Consider the following 19292-nt stretch of genomic DNA (forward strand, 5'->3'; position numbering starts at 1 on the left):
ATATAAGCCGTCACTCCACCTGGCCATGTCTGTGCAGCCACTCTTCCAACGGGAAGTGGCTTGGATACCGTTCAAGTTTTGAGAGAAACAGCCCGGTGGTCCGATCTACAACACAGGTTCACGGACCTCAGGAGCGGCTCGGGTTGCCACCGGGCTGATAGGATGATGGTAGCTAACCATCAACCCGTGGAAAGACACAAGGAGCGGCTTTAGCCGCGATCCACCGTAGCCGCGATCCACCGTCTAGGTATGCCGCCGCAGCCGCCGGGCCTTTTCCTTCATCGCTTCCAAAAACCGCCCCGGGCGGCGGCGCTTGCGGCGCCAGGCCTTTTTCGCTTCCCGCTGGGGAAAGATGTGCAGCGGCGCCTTGGGCAGATCGGCGAGGATACGCTCGGCCACCCGGTCGGCGCTGTCCGGGGCGCCCTGCAGGGCCCGCCGCAGCCGCGCCCGGCTGAGCGCGTCGGAGCCGGCCATGTGCCGTTCCATCTCACTGGGAAACAGGTCCGGACACACCACCGACACGCGGATGCCGAGCACCGACAGTTCCGCCGCCAGCGCCTCGCTGAGCCGGATCAGGGCGGCGTTGCAGGCCACGTAGCTGGCCATGCCCGGCGGCGCGGTGAGCCCGGCCAGCGCCGCCACATTGACCACCTGGCCACTGCCCTGACGTTTCATCAGGGTGAGCGCCGCCCGGCAGCCGTACACCGCGCCCATCACATTGACCCGCCAGGGCAGCTCCCAGCTTTCCTCGTCCAGGGCCTCGAAGGGACCGGCGGCGGCCACGCCGGCGTTGTTGATCAGCACGTCGAGGCGGCCCCAGCGGCGCTGCAGGCGCTCCATGGCCTGGCGCAGATCCCGTTCGTTGGACACGTCGCCGTGCAGAAACAGCACCTCGCCGTCGGCCCGGCGCAGCGCCTCGGTGGTGGCCTGGCCGGCGCTGTCGTCCCGGTCGAACAGCGCCACCCGGTATTCACCGATGGCGCGCTCCGCCAGGGCCCGCCCCAGTCCGTGGGCGGCGCCGGTGATCAGCATGACCGGTTTGCCGTTCATTCAGTCCCGTTCCACGCTGAGTTCGCGCATCGGCCCCTGCAGCACCTGGTCCTCGCCTTCGCTGCGCGCCAGCAGCACCGCGCAGACACTGTCCCCCCAGATGTTCACGGCGGTGCGGCACATGTCCAGCAGCCGGTCGGTGACCAGAATCAGGCCGATGGCTTCGGCGGGCAGGCCGATCACCCCCAGGATCACGGTGATCGCCACCAGGCTGGCGGCGGGAATGCTGGCCACGCCGATGGAGGTGAGCAGGGCGGTGATCACGATCAGGAACTGGGTGGTCAGGGAGAGATCCAGCCCGTAGGCCTGGGCGATGAAAATCGCCGCCACGCACTCATACAGAGCGGTGCCGTCCATGTTCACGGTGGCGCCCAGGGGCAGCACGAAACTGGCGGTGCGGTTGGAGACGCCGGAGCGCTTTTCCACGCACTCCATGCTCAGCGGCAGGGTGGCGGCGGAGCTGGCCGACGAAAACGCGGTGAGCAGGGCAGGGGTCATGGCCTGCAGATGCCGCCAGGGGGACCGTTTGGCCAGCCCCCGGATCAGCAGTGGCATGACCACGAACATATGAATGCCCAGCGCCAGCAGCACGGTGACGAAGAACAGCGCCAGCGGCTCCACCGCGTCCAGGCCGGTGCGGCTCACGGTCACCGCGATCAGGCCGAACACGCCCACCGGGGCGAAGCGGATGATCACCATGGTGATGCGCAGGATCACCCGGTAGATGCCCTCGATGGTCTGGCGCAGGTGTTCGCCGGGGGCGCCGGGCAGGGTACGCAGGAAAAAGCCGAAGAACAGGGAGAACACGATCAGCCCCAGCATCTGCGTTTCCGCCGCCGCCTGGAACAGGTTGGGCGGCAGCATCTGGCGCAGGATCTCGGTGAAATCGGCGGCGCCCCGGCCCTCGATGCTTTGCAGCGTCTGCTCGGTGTCCGCGGACAACCCCAGCAGGTCCCGGGCCGGCTGACCGTCGATGATGCCCGGGGAAATCACATTCACCACCAGCAGGCCCACCAGCACCGCGATCAGGCTGGTGGTCAGATAGAACGCCACCGTCTTGGCGCCCAGGCGGCCCAGGTTGTCGCCGTCGCCCACATTGATCATGCCGCTGATGATGGCGGTGGTGATCAGCGGTACCACCACCATCTTCAGGGCGTTGATAAACAGGTCGCCCAGCAGATCGTAGACCGGCAGCAGCGGCAGGCCGAATACGGCGGTGTTTTCCGAGGTCAGGGCGCCGGCGATGCCACCCAGCACCATGGCCAGAAAGATCTGGTGATGTAATTTCATTCCGCCGCCCTTTGTGTGCAGTAGCCGGCAAGCATAAAGACCGGTTGGAACCACTGGCAACCCGCATGGGCTTACAACAGCTCATTCAATGCCTGGCCCAGTTCCGGCTGGTCCCGGCGCAGCCGGTCGCCGGCGTCCTTCAGCAAACGGTCGGCGCTGACCGGGCCGAACCGTTCGCACAACAACACATAGCCGCGATTGAGCAGGGTGCGCAGGCTGCCCTGGTCCAGGGCGGCCAGTTCGGAGCGCGGGTGGTTGAGCCAGTATTCCAGGGCGGCGCGGGTGTCGGCGGGCAAGTCGGCCTGGCGCAGGTCGGTGAGCTGGTCCAGGCGCAGTTGCCCGGCCCGGGCCTCGCCCAGCGACGCCCACAGGGCCCGCATCAACCCCTGGAAGGCGCGGGTGGGCGGGTGCCGGTCTCCGGCCCCGGCGGCCCGGTCGTCGGCCAGCGGGTCGGCGGCCAGCCGCGCGTCCGGCAGGGACTGGGCGCGCACCAGGCTCAGATGCAGCTGGTGGCGCTGCTCGCCCAGGTCGAACAGGCGGCACAGCTCGCTGACATAGCCCTGCAGGGAAAAGCGCGGTCGGTCGGCGTAGTCCCGTTGCCACAGCGCCACCGCCTCGACCAGGGCGGCGGCATCCAGATAGGGCGCCAGGCCGGTGGCCAGGGCCCGTCGGCGGCGTTGCTCCGGGCTCATGGCCGTGGCTCCAGGCCGCTGGCCACCTCCGCGTCATAGAGGTGGGGCTGGGAAAATTCCGGGTAGCCCAGTTCCGCGTGTTCGCTCACGTCCAGCCCCCGTTGCTCATGCAGAGCCGGGGCGCGCAGCCCGGCGCTCAGGGCCAGCAGCATATACAGGATCAGGGCGGCGAAGAACGCCCAGGCGAACGCCACCACGATGCCCAGCAGTTGCACCGTGATGCGGCCCGGGTCGAACAGATCGCCGCTGTAGAACAGGCCCGCCGCCAGGGTGCCCCAGGCGCCGGCGAAGGCGTGCACCGGCACCGCCGACACCACGTCGTCCAGTTTCAGGGCCAGCAGCAGCCGGCCGCCGGGGCCCACCAGCAGCCCCGCCACCAGGCCGGTGAGCACCGCGAAACCGGGGGCCATGGTGGCGCAGCCGGCGGTGATGCCGACCAGACCGGCCAGGCTGCCGTTGACGGTTTCGGTGAGCAGCACCGGGCGCCGCGCCGCCAGCCGGTAGAGCGCGGAGCCCAGGGCGCCGGCGCTGGCCGCCAGTTGGGTGTTGAGATTGATCAGGGCGATATCGACGCTGGCGCCCAGGGTGGAGCCACCATTGAAACCGAACCAGCCGAACCACAGCAGAAAGCCGCCCAGCGCCACGAAGGACAGGTTATGGCCGCGGATTTCCCGGGGCTGGCCCTGCTTGTCGAAGCGGCCCAGCCGGGGCCCCACCACCAGAATGCCGGCCAGGGCGCACCAGCCGCCGACGCTGTGAACCACCGTGGAGCCGGCGAAATCCACGAACCCCAGGCGCGCCAGCCAGCCGTCGCCGTTCCAGGCCCAGTTGCCGAACAGCGGGTAGATCAGCCCGGTGATCGCCACCGCCCCGCACAGATACCCCACATAGCGGGTGCGCTCGGCCATGGCGCCGGAGGCGATGGTGGCGGCGGTGGCGGCGAACATCAGCTGGAACAGCAGCAGGGTCCACAGGTCGCTGTCCCCCTGGCTGGGGGCGAACAGGCTCTGGCCCAGCCAGCCGCTGGGGTTGGCGCCGAACATCAGGCCGAAGCCCAGGGCCCAGAACGCCAGGGTGCCCACGCACAGGTCCATGTAGTTCTTCATCAGCACGTTGACGGCGTTCTTGGCCCGGCTCAGCCCGCTTTCCAGCAGGGCGAAGCCGGCCTGCATCAGGAACACCAGGGCGGCGGCGATCGCCACCCACACCACATCGGCGCCCTGGTACTGGGGGCTAGCGGCCAGTGCCGGGGCGGGCAGCAGAACAAAGGCGAGAAGGATGGCGCGTCGTTCCATGAAACCCCCTTAACGGTTGTTGTCGGGGGAAGGCTGCAACGGCTATGCCAACGGGTGTGCACCGGCCGGCCACGGCGGGGCGGGGCCCGGCGGGAAACGGCGCAAAAAGGAATGCTTCGGTTTGGGGCGCCCGGGAGACCCCGGGCGCCGCCTGCCTCGGAACGGGGCAGGGGCTTTAGAAGAGCGCCGACACCAGGCCGCCGGGTACCGATAGCTCCGGTTCGCACAGTGACAGGATTTGCTGGTACTGGCGGTCGGTGATCTGCTGGATCGACAGCCGCGGGCGGATCACCAGCTCCAGATCGGCGAACTCCGGATACTGGCGCATGCGCGCCAGGGGCAGGGGCTCGGCGTAGCTGCTCACGTAGCGCACGTCCACCTGGAACCAGCGCGGCATATCCTCGCTGCTGCGCGGGTCGAAGCCCGGGTGCTGCGGCTGAAACTGGGTCGGGTCCGGGTAGGGAGCGGAAACCACGCGGGCTTCACCGACGATGGAGGGATTCTTGCCACGGGAGTGGTAGATCAGTACCCGGTCGCCTTCCTGCACCTCGTCGCGGATGCGGTTGCGTGCCTGGTAGTTGCGAACACCATCCCAGCCCGTGGTCTGATCCGGCGCGTCCTGCAAATCCTGCAGACTGAAATCCTTTGGCTCGGTCTTGAAAAGCCAGCTGCGCATACCGATCCTCCCGCGTGTGAAGGGGCAATGTATCACGTCTGTCAATAAAGTCATCCTCACTTTAAGTAATGACTCCAATGCGCCCCGCCATGGGCTCCACACTGGGCCTTCGGGATGTCATTCCGGTGACGGCCAACCGGCCGATTTTGTGCTACGCTTCCGCGCCCATTATGGAGGCGTACCCGTGATCGAACCCCGCGAACAGGATCAGGCCCAGGCCACCTTGCGAACCCCGCGCGATTGTCTGCGCTGGGGCGAGTCGGTGCTGCGCCGGGGCGGCGTCTTTCTCGGCCACGGCACCGACGATCACGGCGACGAATGCCTGGCCCTGCTGTTGCATGTGCTGGCGCTGCCCCTGGACACCGACCCGCGCATGCTGGATGCCCGTCTGCTGCCCGATGAGGTATCGGCGTTCGTGGCGCTGATGAAGCGCCGCGTGAACGAACGGGTGCCGGTGCCCTATCTGACCGGCGAAGCCTGGTTCTGCGGCCTGCCGTTCCAGGTGGATGAGCGCGTGCTGATTCCGCGTTCGCCCATCGCCGAGCTGATCGAGGCCCGCTTTCAGCCGTTTCTGGACCCGGACCGCATCGACCGGGTGCTGGACCTGTGCACCGGCAGTGGCTGCATCGCCATCGCCTGCGCCCACGCCCTGGAACAGGCCCAGGTGGACGCCAGCGACATCTCCGAGGACGCCCTGGCGGTGTGCCGCGCCAACGTCCAGCGCCACGGCCTGGAGGAGCGGGTGTTTCCGCTGCGCGCCGATGGCCTGGACGGGCTCACCGGCCCCTACGATCTGATCGTCTCCAACCCGCCCTATGTGGACGCGGAGGATCTGGCGGCGATGCCGGATGAGTACCGCCACGAGCCGGAACTGGCCCTGGCCTCCGGCGTGGACGGGCTGGATTTCACCCGCCGCCTGCTGATCGAGGCGCCGGAGCGCCTCAGCGAGGACGGCGTGCTGATCGTGGAGGTGGGCAACAGCGACCGGCACATGATGGCCGCCTGGCCGGAGGTGCCGTTCCTGTGGTTCGAGTTCGAGCGCGGCGGCCATGGGGTGTTCATGTTGGATCGGCGCCAGCTGATCGAGCATCGGGATTGTTTCAAGCGAGATCATGTCACGGGCTGAGGCCCGAAGAGGAAAGCTATGTCCGGGAACAGTTTTGGTGAGCGCTTCCGCGTCACCACTTTCGGTGAAAGTCACGGCGCCGCGCTGGGTGCCATCGTGGACGGCTGCCCGCCGGGGCTGACGCTCAGCGAGGCTGACCTGCAGCACGAACTGGACCGCCGCAAACCGGGCACCAGCCGCTATACCACCCAGCGCAAGGAACCGGACCAGGTGCGCATCCTGTCCGGGGTGTTCGAAGGCAAGACCACCGGCACCGCCATCGGCCTGCTGATCGAGAACACCGACCAGAAGTCCAAGGACTACGGCAACATCGCCACCACCTTCCGGCCGGGCCACGCGGACTACACCTACACCCAGAAATACGGCTTCCGGGATTACCGGGGCGGCGGCCGCTCCTCCGCCCGGGAAACCGCCATGCGGGTGGCCGCCGGCGCCATCGCCCGCAAGTTCCTCAGCGAACGGCTGGGCGTGCGGCTCTACGGTGGGGTGGAGCAGATCGGCCCGATCCGCGCCGAGACCTTCGACTGGACCACGGTGGACAGCAATCCGTTCTTCTTCCCGGACCCGGACAAGATCCCGGCCCTGGAACAGCTGATCAACGACCTGCGCAAGGACGGCTCGTCCATCGGTGCCCGGGTCACGGTGTACGCCGACAACCTGCCGCCGGGCTGGGGCGAGCCGGTGTTCGACCGGCTCGACGCGGACCTGGCCAAGGCGCTGATGTCGATCAACGCGGTCAAGGGCGTGGAAATCGGCGACGGCTTCGAGGTGGTCAACCAGCGCGGCGAACAGCACCGCGACGAGATCACCCCCCAGGGCTTTCTCAGCAACCACGCCGGCGGCGTGCTGGGCGGCATCACCAGCGGCCAGACCCTGCGTGCCAGCATGGCCCTCAAGCCCACCTCCAGCATCACCATCCCGGGCCGCTCCATCACCCTGGACGGCGAACCCACCGAGGTGATCACCAAGGGCCGCCACGACCCCTGTGTGGGGGTGCGCGCCACGCCCATCGCCGAGGCCATGCTGGCCCTGGTGCTGATGGACCATTACCTGCGCCACCGGGCGCAGAACGGAGACGTGACGCCGCCGCTGGCGCCGATCCCCGGCCAGGCCTGACGCTCGCCCATGCATTATTATTGGCGCCTGTCGGCCTTCTATTTTCTGTATTTCGGCCTGTTGGGCACCCTGGTGCCCTACTGGTCCCTGTACCTCAAGGACCTGGGCTTCTCCGCCACCACCATCGGCCTGCTGATGGCGGTGCCCCATCTGACCAAGGTGGTGGCCCCCAATCTGTGGGGCTGGCTCGCCGACCGCTCCGGCGCGCGCATGCGCATTATCCGCCTGGGCAACCTGGCGGCGGCGGTGGCCTTTCTGCCGGTGTTCTGGGCCGACCAGATCTGGTCCATGGCCATCCTTCTCGCCGTGTTCAGCTTTTTCTGGAACGCGGTGCTGGCCCAGTTCGAGGTGGTCACCCTGCACACCCTCGGCGACCAGGCCCACCGCTACAGCCAGGTGCGGGTGTGGGGCTCGCTGGGCTTTATCACCTGCGTGTTGCTGGTGGGGCTGGCCCTCGACCATCTGCCCATGGGCCTGCTGCCCTGGGTCATGTCGGTGCTGCTCTGGCTGCTGTGGCTGGCCACCCTGGCGCTGCCGGCGGAACGGGGCGAGCCCCGCCGTAACGCCGACGGCGGCCTGATCAAGCTGCTCAAACGCCGCGATATTCAGATCTTCATGCTGGTGGCCTTTCTGATGCAGGCCTCCCACGGCCCTTACTACACCTTCTACAGCATCCACCTGGAAGAGATGGGCTTCCGCAAGGTCACCGTGGGCACGCTGTGGGCGGTGGCGGTGACCTCCGAGGTGGTGGCCTTTCTGATCATGCACCGCCTGATGACCCGCTTCGCCCTGAACCGCATCCTGCTGACCTGCCTGTTGCTGGCCAGCGTGCGCTGGGTGGTGGTGGCGCTGTGCGGCGACAGCATCCCCTGGCTCACCGCCGCCCAGCTGCTGCACTCCGCCAGCTACGCCAGTTTTCACGCCGGCGGCATCGCCTGGGTGCAACGGGCCTCCGGCCGCGCCTTCGCCGGCCAGGGCCAGGCGCTGTATTCCAGCCTGGGCTACGGTGCCGGCTGGGGCCTGGGCTCCGGCCTCACCGGCCTGGCCTGGCCCTACCTGGGCGTCTACTGCTTCCTGGTGGCCGGCGCCCTGACCCTGGTCGCCGCCGCCCTCTGCACCCGCCTGCCGGTGGCCGCCGAAGCGCGATAAACCGCCCCCGGCGGCACCGGTAGGAGCGGCTTCAGCCGCGATCTTCGGCGTCCTTTATCGCGGCTAAAGCCGCTCCTACCGGGATAGTCGGGCGACGGCGGGATGAACGCGGGCCCGTCAAGACCGGGCGTGCTCCAGGGGGCGCCACGCCGTTACGGCCCACCACGCCGGTATGGGAAGCGTCGAAGGTTTCATTGAGGTCCGCGAACAGCGGTCGGCCGTCCGGGAGCACGAAGGACAGGTCGTGCAGCGTGAGATACGGATTCGTCATGCGGATTTCCAGGGATGCCAGATTCTCCCCCTGCGTATGGGGGCCGGTGGAGACTGGCCGTCGTGAAGACGGCGGCATCAATGGCGCATTGGACGAACACCTCGGAGTGGATAAGCGGGGGGACGAGTATGACCGGTCCGCCGCGTTTTCCGCAGGGTGGCCGGGTTTGGGTGGTTAACCCCAGGTTAATCAGTGGCTCTTTTTATTCAATTTAATTAAGAAAACGACTTTCCTATAGTGCCTCGCAAGACACAACAACCCACGACACAACAACAATAGTCGCAGCGAGGTTGCTATGGCAGGCAAGACCACCTCTGCGCGCCGACGCGCGTTCTATCAACGGCTGGCGGCGTTCGAAGCCGCTCCCCTGTGGGAGGTGCTCGGCAACATCGTGCCGCGCCAGCCCACCTCCCATTACCACGCCCATCAATGGCATTACTCGCAGTTGCGCCCGCTGCTGCTGGAAGCCGGTGATCTGCTTACCGCCGAGGAGGCGGAGCGCCGGGTGCTGGTGCTGGAAAACCCGTCCTGCCCCGGCCAGTCCCGGGCCACGCCCAGCCTCTATGCCGGCTTGCAGTTGATTCTGCCCGGTGAAACCGCCCCGGCGCACCGGCACACGCCGTCGGCGTTGCGCTTTCTTATCGAGGGCGAGCGCGGCTACACCTCGGTGGGCGGTGAGCGCACCACCATGCGCGAGGGCGACTTCGTGATCACCCCGGCCTGGGCCTGGCACGACCACGGCAACGACGGCGATGAGCCGGTGATCTGGCTGGATGGGCTGGATATTCCGGTGATCAGCTATTTTGAGTCGGTGTTCTCCGACCCCCACGAAGAAAGCCGCCAGCCGCTCAGCCGGCCGGAGGGCGACTCCCTGGCCCGCTACGGCCAGAACCTGCTGCCCATCGACGCGCGCAGCCCCTACGGGCCGACCACGCCGATTTTCAATTATCCCTACGAGCGCACCCGGGACGCCCTTATCAAGGCCGCCCTGGGCGCCGCGCCGGATGAGCATTGGGGCACCACCCTGCGCTACGCCAACCCCATCGACGGCGGCTGGCCGATGCCCACCCTGGCCACCTGGATGACCCATCTGCGCAAGGGCGAGCAAACCACCGCCCTGCGTTCCACGGACAGCCAGGTGATGCACGTGGTGGAGGGCCGGGGCGAGATCACCATCGACGGCCAGGTGATCAGCTTCGGTCCCAAGGATGTGATCGCCATTCCCGGCTGGCAGTGGCGGCGTTTGTCGGCCAGCGAGGACTGCTTCCTGTTCTTTTTCTCGGATCGCGCTTTGCACGAGAAGCTCGGCTTCCACCGCGAAGAGCGCCAGTAATAAACCCAGAGGTAATCAAATGCGTATTTGTAGATTCGATAACGACCGCGTGGGCGTGGTCGTCGGCGACCGCGTGGCGGATGTCACCGAGGTGGTGAGCGAAGCGCTGCCGTCGCAACAGTGGCCGTTCTCCCGGGGCGATGCCTTTATCGCCGCGTTGCCGGAACTGCGCCAACGGTTGGAAGCGGCCGCCGCCGACGCGCCCAGCAGGCCGCTGGCCGAGGTGCGTCTGCTCAGCCCGGTGGCCAACCCGGGCAAGATCATCGCCGCGCCGGTGAACTACATGAAGCACGTGGAGGAGTCCCGCGAGGACGCCGGCATCAACTTCGGCACCGAGATCTCGCTGATCGACCGTTACGCCCTGTTTCTCAAGGCCAACAGCTCCATGGTCGGCGCCGGTGAAGGGGTGGAGATCCATCACGACGATGGCCGCCGCACCGATCACGAGGTGGAGCTGGCGCTGGTGATCGGCAAAACCGCCCGCAATGTCTCCGAGCAGGACGCTCTTGACTACATCGCCGGTTACTTCATCGGCCTGGATATCACCATTCGCGGTACCGAGGATCGCAGCTATCGCAAATCCCTGGATACCTTCACGGTGCTCGGGCCCTGGCTGGTGACCGCCGATGAATTCGGTTCCCCGGAGTCGGTGGAGCTGGACATCAAGGTCAACGACGAAACCCGTCAGAACGCCAACACCCGCGATCTGATCTGGTCGGTGGCCAAGATTATTTCCTTCGCCTCCCACTCCTACACCCTGGAGCCCGGCGACGTGATTCTCACCGGCACCCCGGAAGGGGTGGCACCGATCCAGCGCGGTGACCGTATGGATGCCTGGATCGAACGGATCGGCGCCATGCGCGTGATGGTGCGCTGAAGTTCGGTGACAAGCGGAGTCCTTGCATGAGCAAAAACAAAGTTCTGATTGCCGGCGGCGGCATCGGCGGCCTTACCGCCGCCGCCTGTCTGCTGCAGCGCGGCATCGACGTGGAGGTCTACGAACAGGCCGATGTGCTGGGCGAGGTGGGCGCGGGCATCCAGGTCAGCGCCAATGCCAGCCGCGTGTATCGCCATATCGGGGTGCTGGACGCCCTGGTGGAGACCGGCTCGCGGCCGGAAGCCTACCGGTTTCGTCTGTTCGACAGCGGCGAGGTGCTGCAGACCATTCCCCTGGGCGATGCCTACACCCGTCGCCACGGCGTGCCCTATGTGTCCGTGCACCGGGCCGATCTGCACCGGCTGCTGGTGGAGCGGGTGCGCGCCCTCAAGCCCGATGCCATCCACCTCGGCAAGGAGGTGGTGCGCTTCGAGGAGCAGGGTGGCGGGGTAACGCTGTATTTCGCCGATGGCGGACAGGCTGAGGGCGCCGTGCTGCTGGGCGCCGACGGCATCAAGTCGGCGATCCGTGAGCAGATCGTCGGTGCCGCGCCGGTGACCTATACCGGCGATGCCTCCTGGCGGGTGGTGGTCAGCGCCGACGATGTGGACGAGGCGCACCGGCTGCGCACCGTGGACATCTGGGTGGGGCCCGGCAAACACGCGGTGACCTACCCCATGCGCGGCGACAGCCTGATCAATCTGGTCGGCTGCGTGGAGCACGACCAGTGGGACGAGGAGTCCTGGGTGGCCAGCCGTCCCTGGGAGGAACTCAACGCGGACTTCCAGGGCTGGCATCCGGCCATCGGCGCGCTGATCGCGGCCGCTGACCGGGACCACTGCTATCGCTGGGCGATGAATAACCGCCCGCCGGTGGCCAACTGGACCGCCGGCGCCGCCACTCTGTTGGGCGACGCCGCCCATCCGACCTTGCCTTACATGGCCCAGGGCGCGGCCATGGCGGTGGAAGACGCGGCGGTGTTCGCCCGCGCCCTGGCGTCCGCGGGCACCGACCACCAAGCGCTGTTGTTGTATCAGCGCAACCGTATCGAGCGGACCACCCGCATCGTCAATGAATCGTCGGCCAACCGACGTCTTTTCCATCTCAATTCCACCGACGAACTGCGTCAGGAGTTCGCCAAACGGGATATGAACTCAGAGCGTTCCGCCTGGTTGTTTTCCTACGACCCGGTGAGCGTGGACATGCTCTGAAACGATTGTTCTTACGCAGCCGGAAGTGGCGGCGGCTAGCATGTCCGTTTTTCAAGCAGACGCCGCCACTCCCTAATAAAGTCCGATAACCGTGCCGGTTAAGGAGAAAAAACCAATGATAATGACAATGACCCGTAAGCTGCTTACCGCCCTGATGCTGGCCGCCACCCTGACGGCCACGGCTCAGGCGCAATCCTTCGGCATCGGCACCGCCGGCGGCGGTTCGTCGACCTACAGCATCGGCGCCGCCATCGCCAATGTGATCTCCAACGCCACCGGCGACCAATACCTGGTGCAGCCCTATGGCGGCACCGGCCGGGTGATGCCGCTGGTCAACAGCGGCCGCACCGACTTCGGCCTGGCCAATATTCTTGAGGTCAGCAACGCCTATAACGGCGTCGGCGATTTCCAGGGCCACGAACACCCGGATCTGCGTGTGGTGGCGGTGCTTTATCCGTTCGACGTGGGCCTGTTCGTGCGCGAGGACGCGGAGTACCAGAGCATCAACGACATCAAGGGCGCGCGCATTTCCTCCGGCTACAGCGGCCAGCGGATTATCGGTGAGCTGATCGACGCCGCCCTGGCCAACGCCGACCTGACCATGGACGACATGCGCGCCGTGCCGACCACCAATCTGCTCTCCAACGCGGACGACTTCACCGCCGGGCGCACCGACGTGGGCTTCTTCGCGCTGGGCTCCGGCAAGCTGGACGAGGTCAACGCCTCGGTGGGTGGCATTCGCTTCCTGCCGTTCAATATCGACGCGGAAGCCCAGGCCCGCATGCAGGCGCTGATGCCGCAGACCTATGTGCGCGTGGTGCAACCCCGGGACAACCTGACCGGGCTGAAAAAGCCCGCGCCGATGATGGCCTACGATTACATTCTGTACGCCGGCAAGCATGTGGACGACGACGCGGTTTATCGGCTGGTGGAGGGCTTGATCGAGCACCGCCAGGCCCTGGCCGACAACTACGCCAACCTGAGCCGGCTGGAGCCGCGCAAGATGGCCAAGAACGTGCGGCTTCCCTATCACCCGGGCGCCATCCGCTATTACCAGGAGCACGACCTCTGGTCGCGCTGAGCCACACCGGCGAGTAGCGAATCATGACCACATTGACTGAAGCCAACGGCGCCGCCGGCAGTGCGGCTGCCCGGCGGGCGACCGTGCTGCGTGGGCTGGTGGCGGTATTGATCACCGCCCTCAGTCTGGGTTGGACCGCGGAGCTGCCGCGCCTGTTATGGGGCCGCGTGTACCTGGTACAGGAATTTTCCCTGGTGATCCTGGGGCTGTGCCTGGCGCTTATCTATCTGAGTCGGGACCTGCGCGGGCGTGACTACGCCGGCGCCCCGGCGCGGTTCAATCTGCTGATCGCGGCGCTGGTACTGGGCACCTGCTGGTATGCCGCCTGGCGCTATAAGGTGCTGTCCGCGCAGATGTTCTACTTCCCGGTGGAGACCTTCATCATCGGCGCCATTATCGTGCCGGCGGTGATCGACGGTTTGCGTCGCATGGTGGGCTGGGCGCTGGTGCTGATCGTGCTGGCGTTCATTGCCTACGGACTGTGGGGCAATCTGATGCCGGCGCCGTTCACCGCCCGGCCCTGGACGGTGATGGATCTGGCTCCGCATCTGGTGCTCGACACCACCGCCATGGTGGGCCTGCCGATCACCATCGGCGTCACCGTGGTGATTCCGTTTATCTTCTTCGGTGTGCTGCTGAACCGCGCCGGCGGCGGCGAGTTCTTCTCCGATCTGGCGGTGGCGGCGGTGGGGCGGTTCCGTGGCGGTAGCGGCAAGATCGCCATTGTCGCCTCGGCGCTGTTCGGCACCATCTCCGGCAGCGCCGTGTCCAATGTGGTGTCCACCGGGGTGATCTCGATTCCATTGATGAAGCGCTCCGGCTTCAGCGGACGGGTGGCGGCGGCCACCGAGTCGGTGGCCTCCACCGGCGGGCAGTTCATGCCACCGGTGATGGGCGCCGCCGCCTTCCTGATGGCGGAACTGTCGCAGACCCCCTACGAGACCATTGTGCTGGCGGCGGTGCTGCCGGCGCTGTTCTTCTTCTTCGCGGTGTTCATGCAGTCCGATGCGGACGCCATCCACCAGAACGTGTCTCCCGTGCCCCGGGAGGAGCGCAAGCCGTTCAGCCAGGTGATGAAGCAGGGCGGGCATTTTCTGTTGCCGTTCGTGCTGCTGATCGTGCTGCTGTTCAACTTCAACCAGTCTCCGGAACTGTCGGCGCTGGCGGCGGCGGTGCTGGTGGCGGTGCTCGGGCTGACCCGTGGCTATGGCGGTGAGCGCATCGCTTTCCGGGACATTCTGGAAGCGTTCCGCAAAACCGGCCAGGCGTCCATGGAGATCCTGGCCATCGTCGCCGCCGCCGGTTTCGTTATCGGTGTGCTCAATGCCACCGGCGTGGTGTTCGCGCTCACCTCGATCATGGTCGACGTCGCCGGTGGCGATGTGGTGGTGCTGCTGGCACTGACGGCGGTGATCAGTATCGTGCTGGGCATGGGCATGCCCACCGTGGCGGTCTATGTATTGCTGGCGTCCCTGGTGGTGCCGGCGCTGGTGCACGCCGGCGTGCCCAAGCTGTCGGCGCATATGTTCGTGTTGTACTACGGCATGATGTCGATGATCACGCCGCCCATCGCCATCGCCGCCTACGCCGCCTCCAGCATCGCCGACGAGAAGCCGCTGGCGGTGTCGGTGACCGCCATGCGCTACGCCTGGATCGCCTACCTGGTGCCGTTTATTTTCGTGTTCCGTCCCGAGATGTTGCTCAGCAAGAGCCATTTCGACGCGGCCGGATTGACGGAGGTGGTGCTCGCCACCACGCTGTTGATCTTTATTCTCAACGGCGCCCTGGCCGGCTACCTGCGCGGTGCGCTGCGCTGGCCCTGGCGTCTGATACTGGGCGTCACCGGGCTGGCCGTGTTTCTGGCCCTGGTCAGTGGCAGCCACGCCGTGCCGGCCTACGCCCTGGGGCTGGCGGTGATGGCGGCCTGTGCCGGGCGCGGTTATTGGCGCCGGCGCGCCTGGAACCCCCAGAGCCAGCCATGATGGCGGGCCACTGACCGCCGCCTTTCCCTGTCTCCCGGGTTGGCGTCCCCGCTCACGGTTCCGGCGAGGGGCGCCTTTTTTGTCAGGATTTCGCCTTGAGCACTCTCGTGTTGCCTTCGCTGGCCACCTTCGCCGCCCTCTGTCTCACCTTTGGTACCGCCGGCACCGTCAAAGGCCTGACCGGTTTCGGCATGCCGCTGGTGGGCATTCCGTTGACCATTCTGCTGCTGGACGTTCCGCCCACCACGGTGATGGGCTGGATGCTGGCGCCGATCTTTATCACCAACCTGGCGCAGTTGATCAGCAGCCGCCATCGGGCGGCGGTGGTGGTGGGCCTGTGGCCGTTGTTCGCCGGTTTGCTGCTGGCGATGCTGGCCAGCGTGCCGCTGCTGGCACGGCTGCATCAGGATCAGCTGTCGCTGTTGGTGGGCGTGTTGGTGCTGTTGGTGACCCTGTCGCAATTCATGCGGCCCTGGCGGGTGGCGCCGGCCTGGCGGCGGGCCTTTCTGTTCACCGCAGGCGTGGTCAGCGGCGCGGTGGGCGGCGCCACCTCGTTTTTCGGTTTTCCCGCCGTGCACGCCCTGCTGGCCGTGGACCTGGACAAGACCGGGTTCATCTTTTCGGTGAGCCTGATGTTTCTGGTGGGCGGGGTGGTGATCGCCGCGGCCCTGGGTGGCTACGGGCTGATCGGCGGCGCCGATCTGGTGATCTCGGCGCTGGTGGTGGCGCCGGCATTGGCCGGGCTGTGGCTGGGGCAGCGGCTGCGCGGCCGGCTGTCCCTGCTGGCGTTTCAGCGGCTGGTGCGGGTGGTATTGCTGCTGGTGGGTTGCAGCATGATTTACAAGGGGCTGTGAAGGACCCGGCCGTTGGCCGGGTCCGTGGTACTGGTCGGGAGGGTGCTCAGAACTGGTAGAGGAAGCTGGTTTGCAGACGATTGGCGGTTTCCGATTCGCCGTTGACCTGCTCCAGATCCACCCGTTGCAGCTCCACGCCCACCATCATGCGCGCGGTCACGTCCCAGATCAGATTGGCGAAGCCGTAATCCAGCGTTTCGAAGTGCTCGCCGTATTCGGTTTCCGGCAGGTCCTGCTTGAGCCGGGAGAAGCCCACCGAGGCGAACCAGTCACGGCTCAGCGGCTGGTTGAGAGAGACGCCGAAGGCGGTCAGGTCCACGGTTTCCAGCTTGCCGTTTTCCACGTAAACGTCCGGCGCCCGGCGGTGGCCGGTATTGCCCGGGTTGCCCATGTAGTTGCCGATGCCGCTGCCGCCGATCACGTTGCCCTTGAAGGTGAGGCCGTTGAACAGCGGCAGGCTGATCTGCGCCAGGGCACCGTAACCGGTGGCGCTGTCGTCGACCTGGGCCACTTCATCGTTGGTGGACAGCTTGCGCGCCAGCAGCGACAGGGTGAACAGGCGCCGGTATTCGTAGCGCAGGGTCAGGTCCGGCAGCGGGCTGTCGCCGCTGGCGGCGCTGTTGGGGTCCGGCGAGACGTTGGCGCGGGCGATCACCGTGTCCGGGTCCTCCAGGGCCACCGCCAGGGTGCCTTTGCCGATGGAGCGGGTGTAGCGCAACTGCGCCTTGCGGTCGAAGGCGTAGCCCTTGGGGCTGCCCAGGGCCAGGGTGCGCGGCGTGGCCACGAAGCTCATGAAGTTGGTCCAGGTTTGACCGGCCAGCAAGCCGTTCATCTCGCCATAGGCATGGCGCAGATTGAACTTCTCGTCGGGCATGAAGTGCCCTTCGAAATAGGTGGTGAGCACGCCCCGGTCGGTGCGCGTATGGGTGCGGAAATTGAGCCGGGACTCCGCCGCCGTGAAACGGGTGCGGCCGTCGGTGCGGTTGCTGTCGTCGAGCACGTTGAACGGCGTGGTGGAGGCGCCCAGGTCGTAGTCGAAGTCGTAGAAGATGTCGAGTTTTGCGTAGCCGCCGAACGCCACGTCGGTGGCGGTGCCGGGAATGTTGAAGGTGCTGCGGTGGTTCCAGGGCGGGCCCACCCGGCTGGGTTCGCCGGTGACCACCGGCTGGCCGGCCTCGACCACGTCGAAAGCGTGGCTTTGCGGCGCCGCCAGCCAGGTGGAGGCCAGCACCAGAGGAACCAGAGGTTTGAATTTCATGGCGATTTCCTTGTTTCTCTTATGAATGTTGTTATTCGCGTTTTGCGTTTTTCAGGCACGAAGCGTCCCGCCCCGGGGCCGGAGCCACGGGAAAAAACAGGGCGGGGGAGGCGTGGGAAGTGCCGTTGAACCGGGACTATAGGAAAGGCTTTTTATTAATTAAATTGAAAAAACGGGACCCGAAGTTAACCTTGGGTTAACCAATAACAAGGAGAACCCCATGGACCGGCGTCTTAAGCTGCGTCATTTCCAGTGCTTTCTGTCCGCCGCGCGATCCCGCTATCTCCGCGAAGCGGCCACCGCCCTGAACATCACCCAGGCGGCGGTGACCAAAACCCTCAATGAGCTTGAAGAGATCGTGGGCCACCGGCTGGTGGTGCGGGACCGTTCCGGGGTCAAGCTGACCCACCAGGGGGAGCTGTTCTTTCATTACGCGGCGGCCGGCATGGCGTCCCTGGAGCAGGGCTACGACGGCCTGCAGGCGGACCCCAGCGCACCGCGCATCGAAGTGCGCCTGGGCGTGCTGCCCACGGTGGCGGCGCGCTTTCTGCCCCGCGCCACCAGCCGCTTTCTGGAGGAAACCCGGCGCTCGGTGAATTTCTCCCTGCTCACCGGCCATAACCAGCATCTTCTGGAGCTGCTGCACCGGGGCAAGGTGGACCTGGTGGTGGCGCGGATCGGCTCGCCGGACGACATGCAGCAGCTGGAATTCAAGCACCTCTACGCGGAGCCGCTGGTGCTGGTGGCCCGGGCCGGCCATCCGCTGTGTCAGTCCGGCGGCGTGCGGCTGCGCGATGTGAGCGGCTATCCGTTTCTATTGCCGCCGGTGGGCACGCGCATCCGGCCCCTGGTCGAGCAGGCGCTGACCAATCTGGGCATCCCGATGCCGGGCACCGTGATCGAAACCGTCTCCAACACCTTCGGGCGCTCTTTTCTGCGCGGCTCCGACGCGGTGTGGATGATTTCCTACGGGGTGGTGGAGGATTACATCGAGGCGGGCCTGCTCAGCCTGCTCGCCGACCCGATTGAGAACACCAGTGACCCGGTGGGGGTGATCCGGCGCAAGGACCAGGAGATGGACGCCGCCACCCGTCAGATCACGCAGATTCTGTTGTCCCAGACCCGCCACCTGCGGCCGCTGGGGCAGTGACCCTTAGCCGTCGGCCTGCAGAATCTCCAGAAACGCCCGCGCCGCGTTGGAGCGGCTGCGGCCCGGGTGGGTGACCACCCCCAGTTTGCGCACCGGCAGCGGCGTGTCCACGTTCAGGGTCACCACCTGATCGTCGAGCATGGTGGCGGGCAGCACGCTCCAGCCCAGGCCGATGGCGACCATCATATGGATGGTCTCCAGATAGTTGGTGGACATGGAAATATTCAGCGCCGCCTGCTGTTCGTGGAACAACTGTTCGACGATACCCCGGGTGAAGGTGGCCGGGGAGGGCAGGATGGCGCTGTAGCGGGTCAGGGCATCCAGGGTCAGGTCCCGGTGCCGGGTCAGCGGGTGCTCCGGGGCGCACATGAACACCAGCGGATCGTTCCACACGGTCTGGGTGTGCAGGCGGCCGTCCGGGCGGGGCGGCAGGGTCACCACGCCCAGTTCCAGGTCGCCGTGGAGCACCCCTTCCCAGGCTTCCTCGGAGTCGATGAACTGGATATCCAGGCGCACCTCCGGGTAGTCCCGGGAAAAGCGCCGCAGCACCGGCGGCAGACGGTGCAGGCCGATATGGTGGCTGGTGCCGATGCGCAGGGTGCCGGCCACCCGGCCGGTAAGGTTGCTGATCGCCCGGCCCATGTCCTCCAGGTCGAGCAGCACCTGACGGGCCCGGGGCAGCAGCGCCTCGCCGGCCTCGGTGAGGCGGATGCGGCGGCCCACCCGGTCGAACAGGCGGGTGCCCAGTTGCTGCTCCAGCTGGGCGATCCGTTTACTCACCGCCGGCTGGGTGAGGAACAGTCGCTCGGCGGCGGTGGAGAACGAGCCGCTTTCGGCCACGGCGGTGAAAACCGTGAGGGAGTGGGTGTCCATGGGCAGGG

18 protein-coding genes are annotated in these 19292 nt (G+C 66.6%); 10 read left to right on the forward strand and 8 right to left on the reverse strand.

What is annotated here, in order from left to right:
* Window positions 1-243: 243 nt before the first annotated feature.
* From FGS76_RS03810 to FGS76_RS03830, 5 genes are all read right to left on the reverse strand, one after another.
* Complete coding sequence (locus tag FGS76_RS03810; RefSeq protein ID WP_138771305.1) at window positions 244-1050, reverse strand: SDR family NAD(P)-dependent oxidoreductase; 807 nt, start codon at window positions 1048-1050, stop codon at window positions 244-246.
* Window positions 1051-2340, reverse strand: a complete 1290-nt coding sequence (locus FGS76_RS03815; protein ID WP_138771306.1) for a dicarboxylate/amino acid:cation symporter — start codon at window positions 2338-2340, stop codon at window positions 1051-1053. It abuts the gene before it with no gap.
* Window positions 2341-2411: 71 nt separating this feature from the next.
* Window positions 2412-3032, reverse strand: a complete 621-nt coding sequence (locus FGS76_RS03820; protein ID WP_138771307.1) for a hypothetical protein — start codon at window positions 3030-3032, stop codon at window positions 2412-2414.
* Window positions 3029-4327: an ammonium transporter gene (locus tag FGS76_RS03825; protein WP_138771308.1), complete on the reverse strand. Its 1299-nt coding sequence runs from the start codon at window positions 4325-4327 to the stop codon at window positions 3029-3031. Before FGS76_RS03825 ends, FGS76_RS03820 begins: the two co-directional genes overlap by 4 nt.
* A gap of 175 nt (window positions 4328-4502) precedes the next feature.
* Window positions 4503-5003 (reverse strand): EVE domain-containing protein, encoded by a 501-nt coding sequence (locus tag FGS76_RS03830; RefSeq protein WP_138771309.1) that lies wholly within the window; start codon window positions 5001-5003, stop codon window positions 4503-4505.
* A 184-nt stretch (window positions 5004-5187) separates the two neighbouring features.
* Here FGS76_RS03830 and prmB point away from each other — a divergent pair, with 184 nt between their 5' ends.
* Genes prmB through FGS76_RS03845 form a run of 3 tightly spaced genes read left to right on the forward strand, consistent with a single transcriptional unit; the run spans window position 5188 to window position 8394 of the window.
* A complete protein-coding gene (prmB, locus tag FGS76_RS03835; RefSeq protein ID WP_138771310.1) occupies window positions 5188-6129 on the forward strand; it encodes a 50S ribosomal protein L3 N(5)-glutamine methyltransferase in 942 nt (313 codons plus the stop codon).
* Between the two features lie 18 nt (window positions 6130-6147).
* The gene (gene aroC / locus FGS76_RS03840) at window positions 6148-7245 is read left to right on the forward strand and encodes a chorismate synthase (RefSeq protein ID WP_138771311.1); all 1098 of its coding nucleotides are present in this window, start codon (window positions 6148-6150) and stop codon (window positions 7243-7245) included.
* 9 nt (window positions 7246-7254) lie between these two features.
* The gene (locus tag FGS76_RS03845; RefSeq protein WP_138771312.1) at window positions 7255-8394 is read left to right on the forward strand and encodes an MFS transporter; all 1140 of its coding nucleotides are present in this window, start codon (window positions 7255-7257) and stop codon (window positions 8392-8394) included.
* A 31-nt stretch (window positions 8395-8425) separates the two neighbouring features.
* Here FGS76_RS03845 and FGS76_RS03850 read toward each other — a convergent pair whose 3' ends face one another.
* Complete coding sequence (locus tag FGS76_RS03850; protein WP_138771313.1) at window positions 8426-8665, reverse strand: hypothetical protein; 240 nt, start codon at window positions 8663-8665, stop codon at window positions 8426-8428.
* 295 nt (window positions 8666-8960) lie between these two features.
* On the opposite strand from FGS76_RS03850, the gene gtdA reads away from it, so the two are divergent.
* From gtdA to FGS76_RS03880, 6 genes are all read left to right on the forward strand, one after another.
* Window positions 8961-9998: a gentisate 1,2-dioxygenase gene (gene gtdA / locus FGS76_RS03855; RefSeq protein ID WP_138771314.1), complete on the forward strand. Its 1038-nt coding sequence runs from the start codon at window positions 8961-8963 to the stop codon at window positions 9996-9998.
* Window positions 9999-10017: 19 nt separating this feature from the next.
* Window positions 10018-10875: a fumarylacetoacetate hydrolase family protein gene (locus FGS76_RS03860; RefSeq protein ID WP_138771315.1), complete on the forward strand. Its 858-nt coding sequence runs from the start codon at window positions 10018-10020 to the stop codon at window positions 10873-10875.
* Between the two features lie 26 nt (window positions 10876-10901).
* Window positions 10902-12086, forward strand: coding sequence for an FAD-dependent monooxygenase (locus tag FGS76_RS03865; RefSeq protein ID WP_138771316.1), 1185 nt, complete (start codon window positions 10902-10904; stop codon window positions 12084-12086).
* Window positions 12087-12207: 121 nt separating this feature from the next.
* On the forward strand, window positions 12208-13167 hold the full coding sequence (locus tag FGS76_RS03870) for a TAXI family TRAP transporter solute-binding subunit (protein WP_170214391.1): 960 nt from the start codon (window positions 12208-12210) through the stop codon (window positions 13165-13167).
* 23 nt (window positions 13168-13190) lie between these two features.
* The gene (locus tag FGS76_RS03875) at window positions 13191-15149 is read left to right on the forward strand and encodes a TRAP transporter permease (RefSeq protein WP_138771318.1); all 1959 of its coding nucleotides are present in this window, start codon (window positions 13191-13193) and stop codon (window positions 15147-15149) included.
* A gap of 95 nt (window positions 15150-15244) precedes the next feature.
* On the forward strand, window positions 15245-16003 hold the full coding sequence (locus tag FGS76_RS03880; protein WP_138771319.1) for a sulfite exporter TauE/SafE family protein: 759 nt from the start codon (window positions 15245-15247) through the stop codon (window positions 16001-16003).
* Between the two features lie 46 nt (window positions 16004-16049).
* Here FGS76_RS03880 and FGS76_RS03885 read toward each other — a convergent pair whose 3' ends face one another.
* Window positions 16050-17261: a DcaP family trimeric outer membrane transporter gene (locus tag FGS76_RS03885; protein ID WP_138771320.1), complete on the reverse strand. Its 1212-nt coding sequence runs from the start codon at window positions 17259-17261 to the stop codon at window positions 16050-16052.
* A gap of 220 nt (window positions 17262-17481) precedes the next feature.
* On the opposite strand from FGS76_RS03885, the gene pcaQ reads away from it, so the two are divergent.
* A complete protein-coding gene (gene pcaQ / locus FGS76_RS03890; protein WP_138771321.1) occupies window positions 17482-18411 on the forward strand; it encodes a pca operon transcription factor PcaQ in 930 nt (309 codons plus the stop codon).
* Between the two features lie 3 nt (window positions 18412-18414).
* Here pcaQ and FGS76_RS03895 read toward each other — a convergent pair whose 3' ends face one another.
* Window positions 18415-19284: a LysR family transcriptional regulator gene (locus tag FGS76_RS03895; protein ID WP_138771322.1), complete on the reverse strand. Its 870-nt coding sequence runs from the start codon at window positions 19282-19284 to the stop codon at window positions 18415-18417.
* Between the last annotated feature and the right edge of the window lie 8 nt (window positions 19285-19292).

This window comes from Alloalcanivorax gelatiniphagus, from assembly GCF_005938655.1.
Lineage (GTDB): Bacteria > Pseudomonadota > Gammaproteobacteria > Pseudomonadales > Alcanivoracaceae > Alloalcanivorax > Alloalcanivorax gelatiniphagus.

Coding starts and splice junctions, on each gene's coding strand:
- FGS76_RS03825 (WP_138771308.1), bottom strand. CDS start 4,327: ATGGAACGACGCGCCATCCTTCTCGCCTTTGTTCTGCTGCCCGCCCCG.
- FGS76_RS03895 (WP_138771322.1), bottom strand. CDS start 19,284: ATGGACACCCACTCCCTCACGGTTTTCACCGCCGTGGCCGAAAGCGGC.
- FGS76_RS03830 (WP_138771309.1), bottom strand. CDS start 5,003: ATGCGCAGCTGGCTTTTCAAGACCGAGCCAAAGGATTTCAGTCTGCAG.
- FGS76_RS03810 (WP_138771305.1), bottom strand. CDS start 1,050: ATGAACGGCAAACCGGTCATGCTGATCACCGGCGCCGCCCACGGACTG.
- gtdA (WP_138771314.1), top strand. CDS start 8,961: ATGGCAGGCAAGACCACCTCTGCGCGCCGACGCGCGTTCTATCAACGG.
- FGS76_RS03820 (WP_138771307.1), bottom strand. CDS start 3,032: ATGAGCCCGGAGCAACGCCGCCGACGGGCCCTGGCCACCGGCCTGGCG.
- FGS76_RS03850 (WP_138771313.1), bottom strand. CDS start 8,665: ATGACGAATCCGTATCTCACGCTGCACGACCTGTCCTTCGTGCTCCCG.
- pcaQ (WP_138771321.1), top strand. CDS start 17,482: ATGGACCGGCGTCTTAAGCTGCGTCATTTCCAGTGCTTTCTGTCCGCC.
- FGS76_RS03845 (WP_138771312.1), top strand. CDS start 7,255: ATGCATTATTATTGGCGCCTGTCGGCCTTCTATTTTCTGTATTTCGGC.
- aroC (WP_138771311.1), top strand. CDS start 6,148: ATGTCCGGGAACAGTTTTGGTGAGCGCTTCCGCGTCACCACTTTCGGT.
- FGS76_RS03875 (WP_138771318.1), top strand. CDS start 13,191: ATGACCACATTGACTGAAGCCAACGGCGCCGCCGGCAGTGCGGCTGCC.
- FGS76_RS03865 (WP_138771316.1), top strand. CDS start 10,902: ATGAGCAAAAACAAAGTTCTGATTGCCGGCGGCGGCATCGGCGGCCTT.
- FGS76_RS03860 (WP_138771315.1), top strand. CDS start 10,018: ATGCGTATTTGTAGATTCGATAACGACCGCGTGGGCGTGGTCGTCGGC.
- FGS76_RS03870 (WP_170214391.1), top strand. CDS start 12,208: ATGACAATGACCCGTAAGCTGCTTACCGCCCTGATGCTGGCCGCCACC.
- FGS76_RS03815 (WP_138771306.1), bottom strand. CDS start 2,340: ATGAAATTACATCACCAGATCTTTCTGGCCATGGTGCTGGGTGGCATC.
- FGS76_RS03885 (WP_138771320.1), bottom strand. CDS start 17,261: ATGAAATTCAAACCTCTGGTTCCTCTGGTGCTGGCCTCCACCTGGCTG.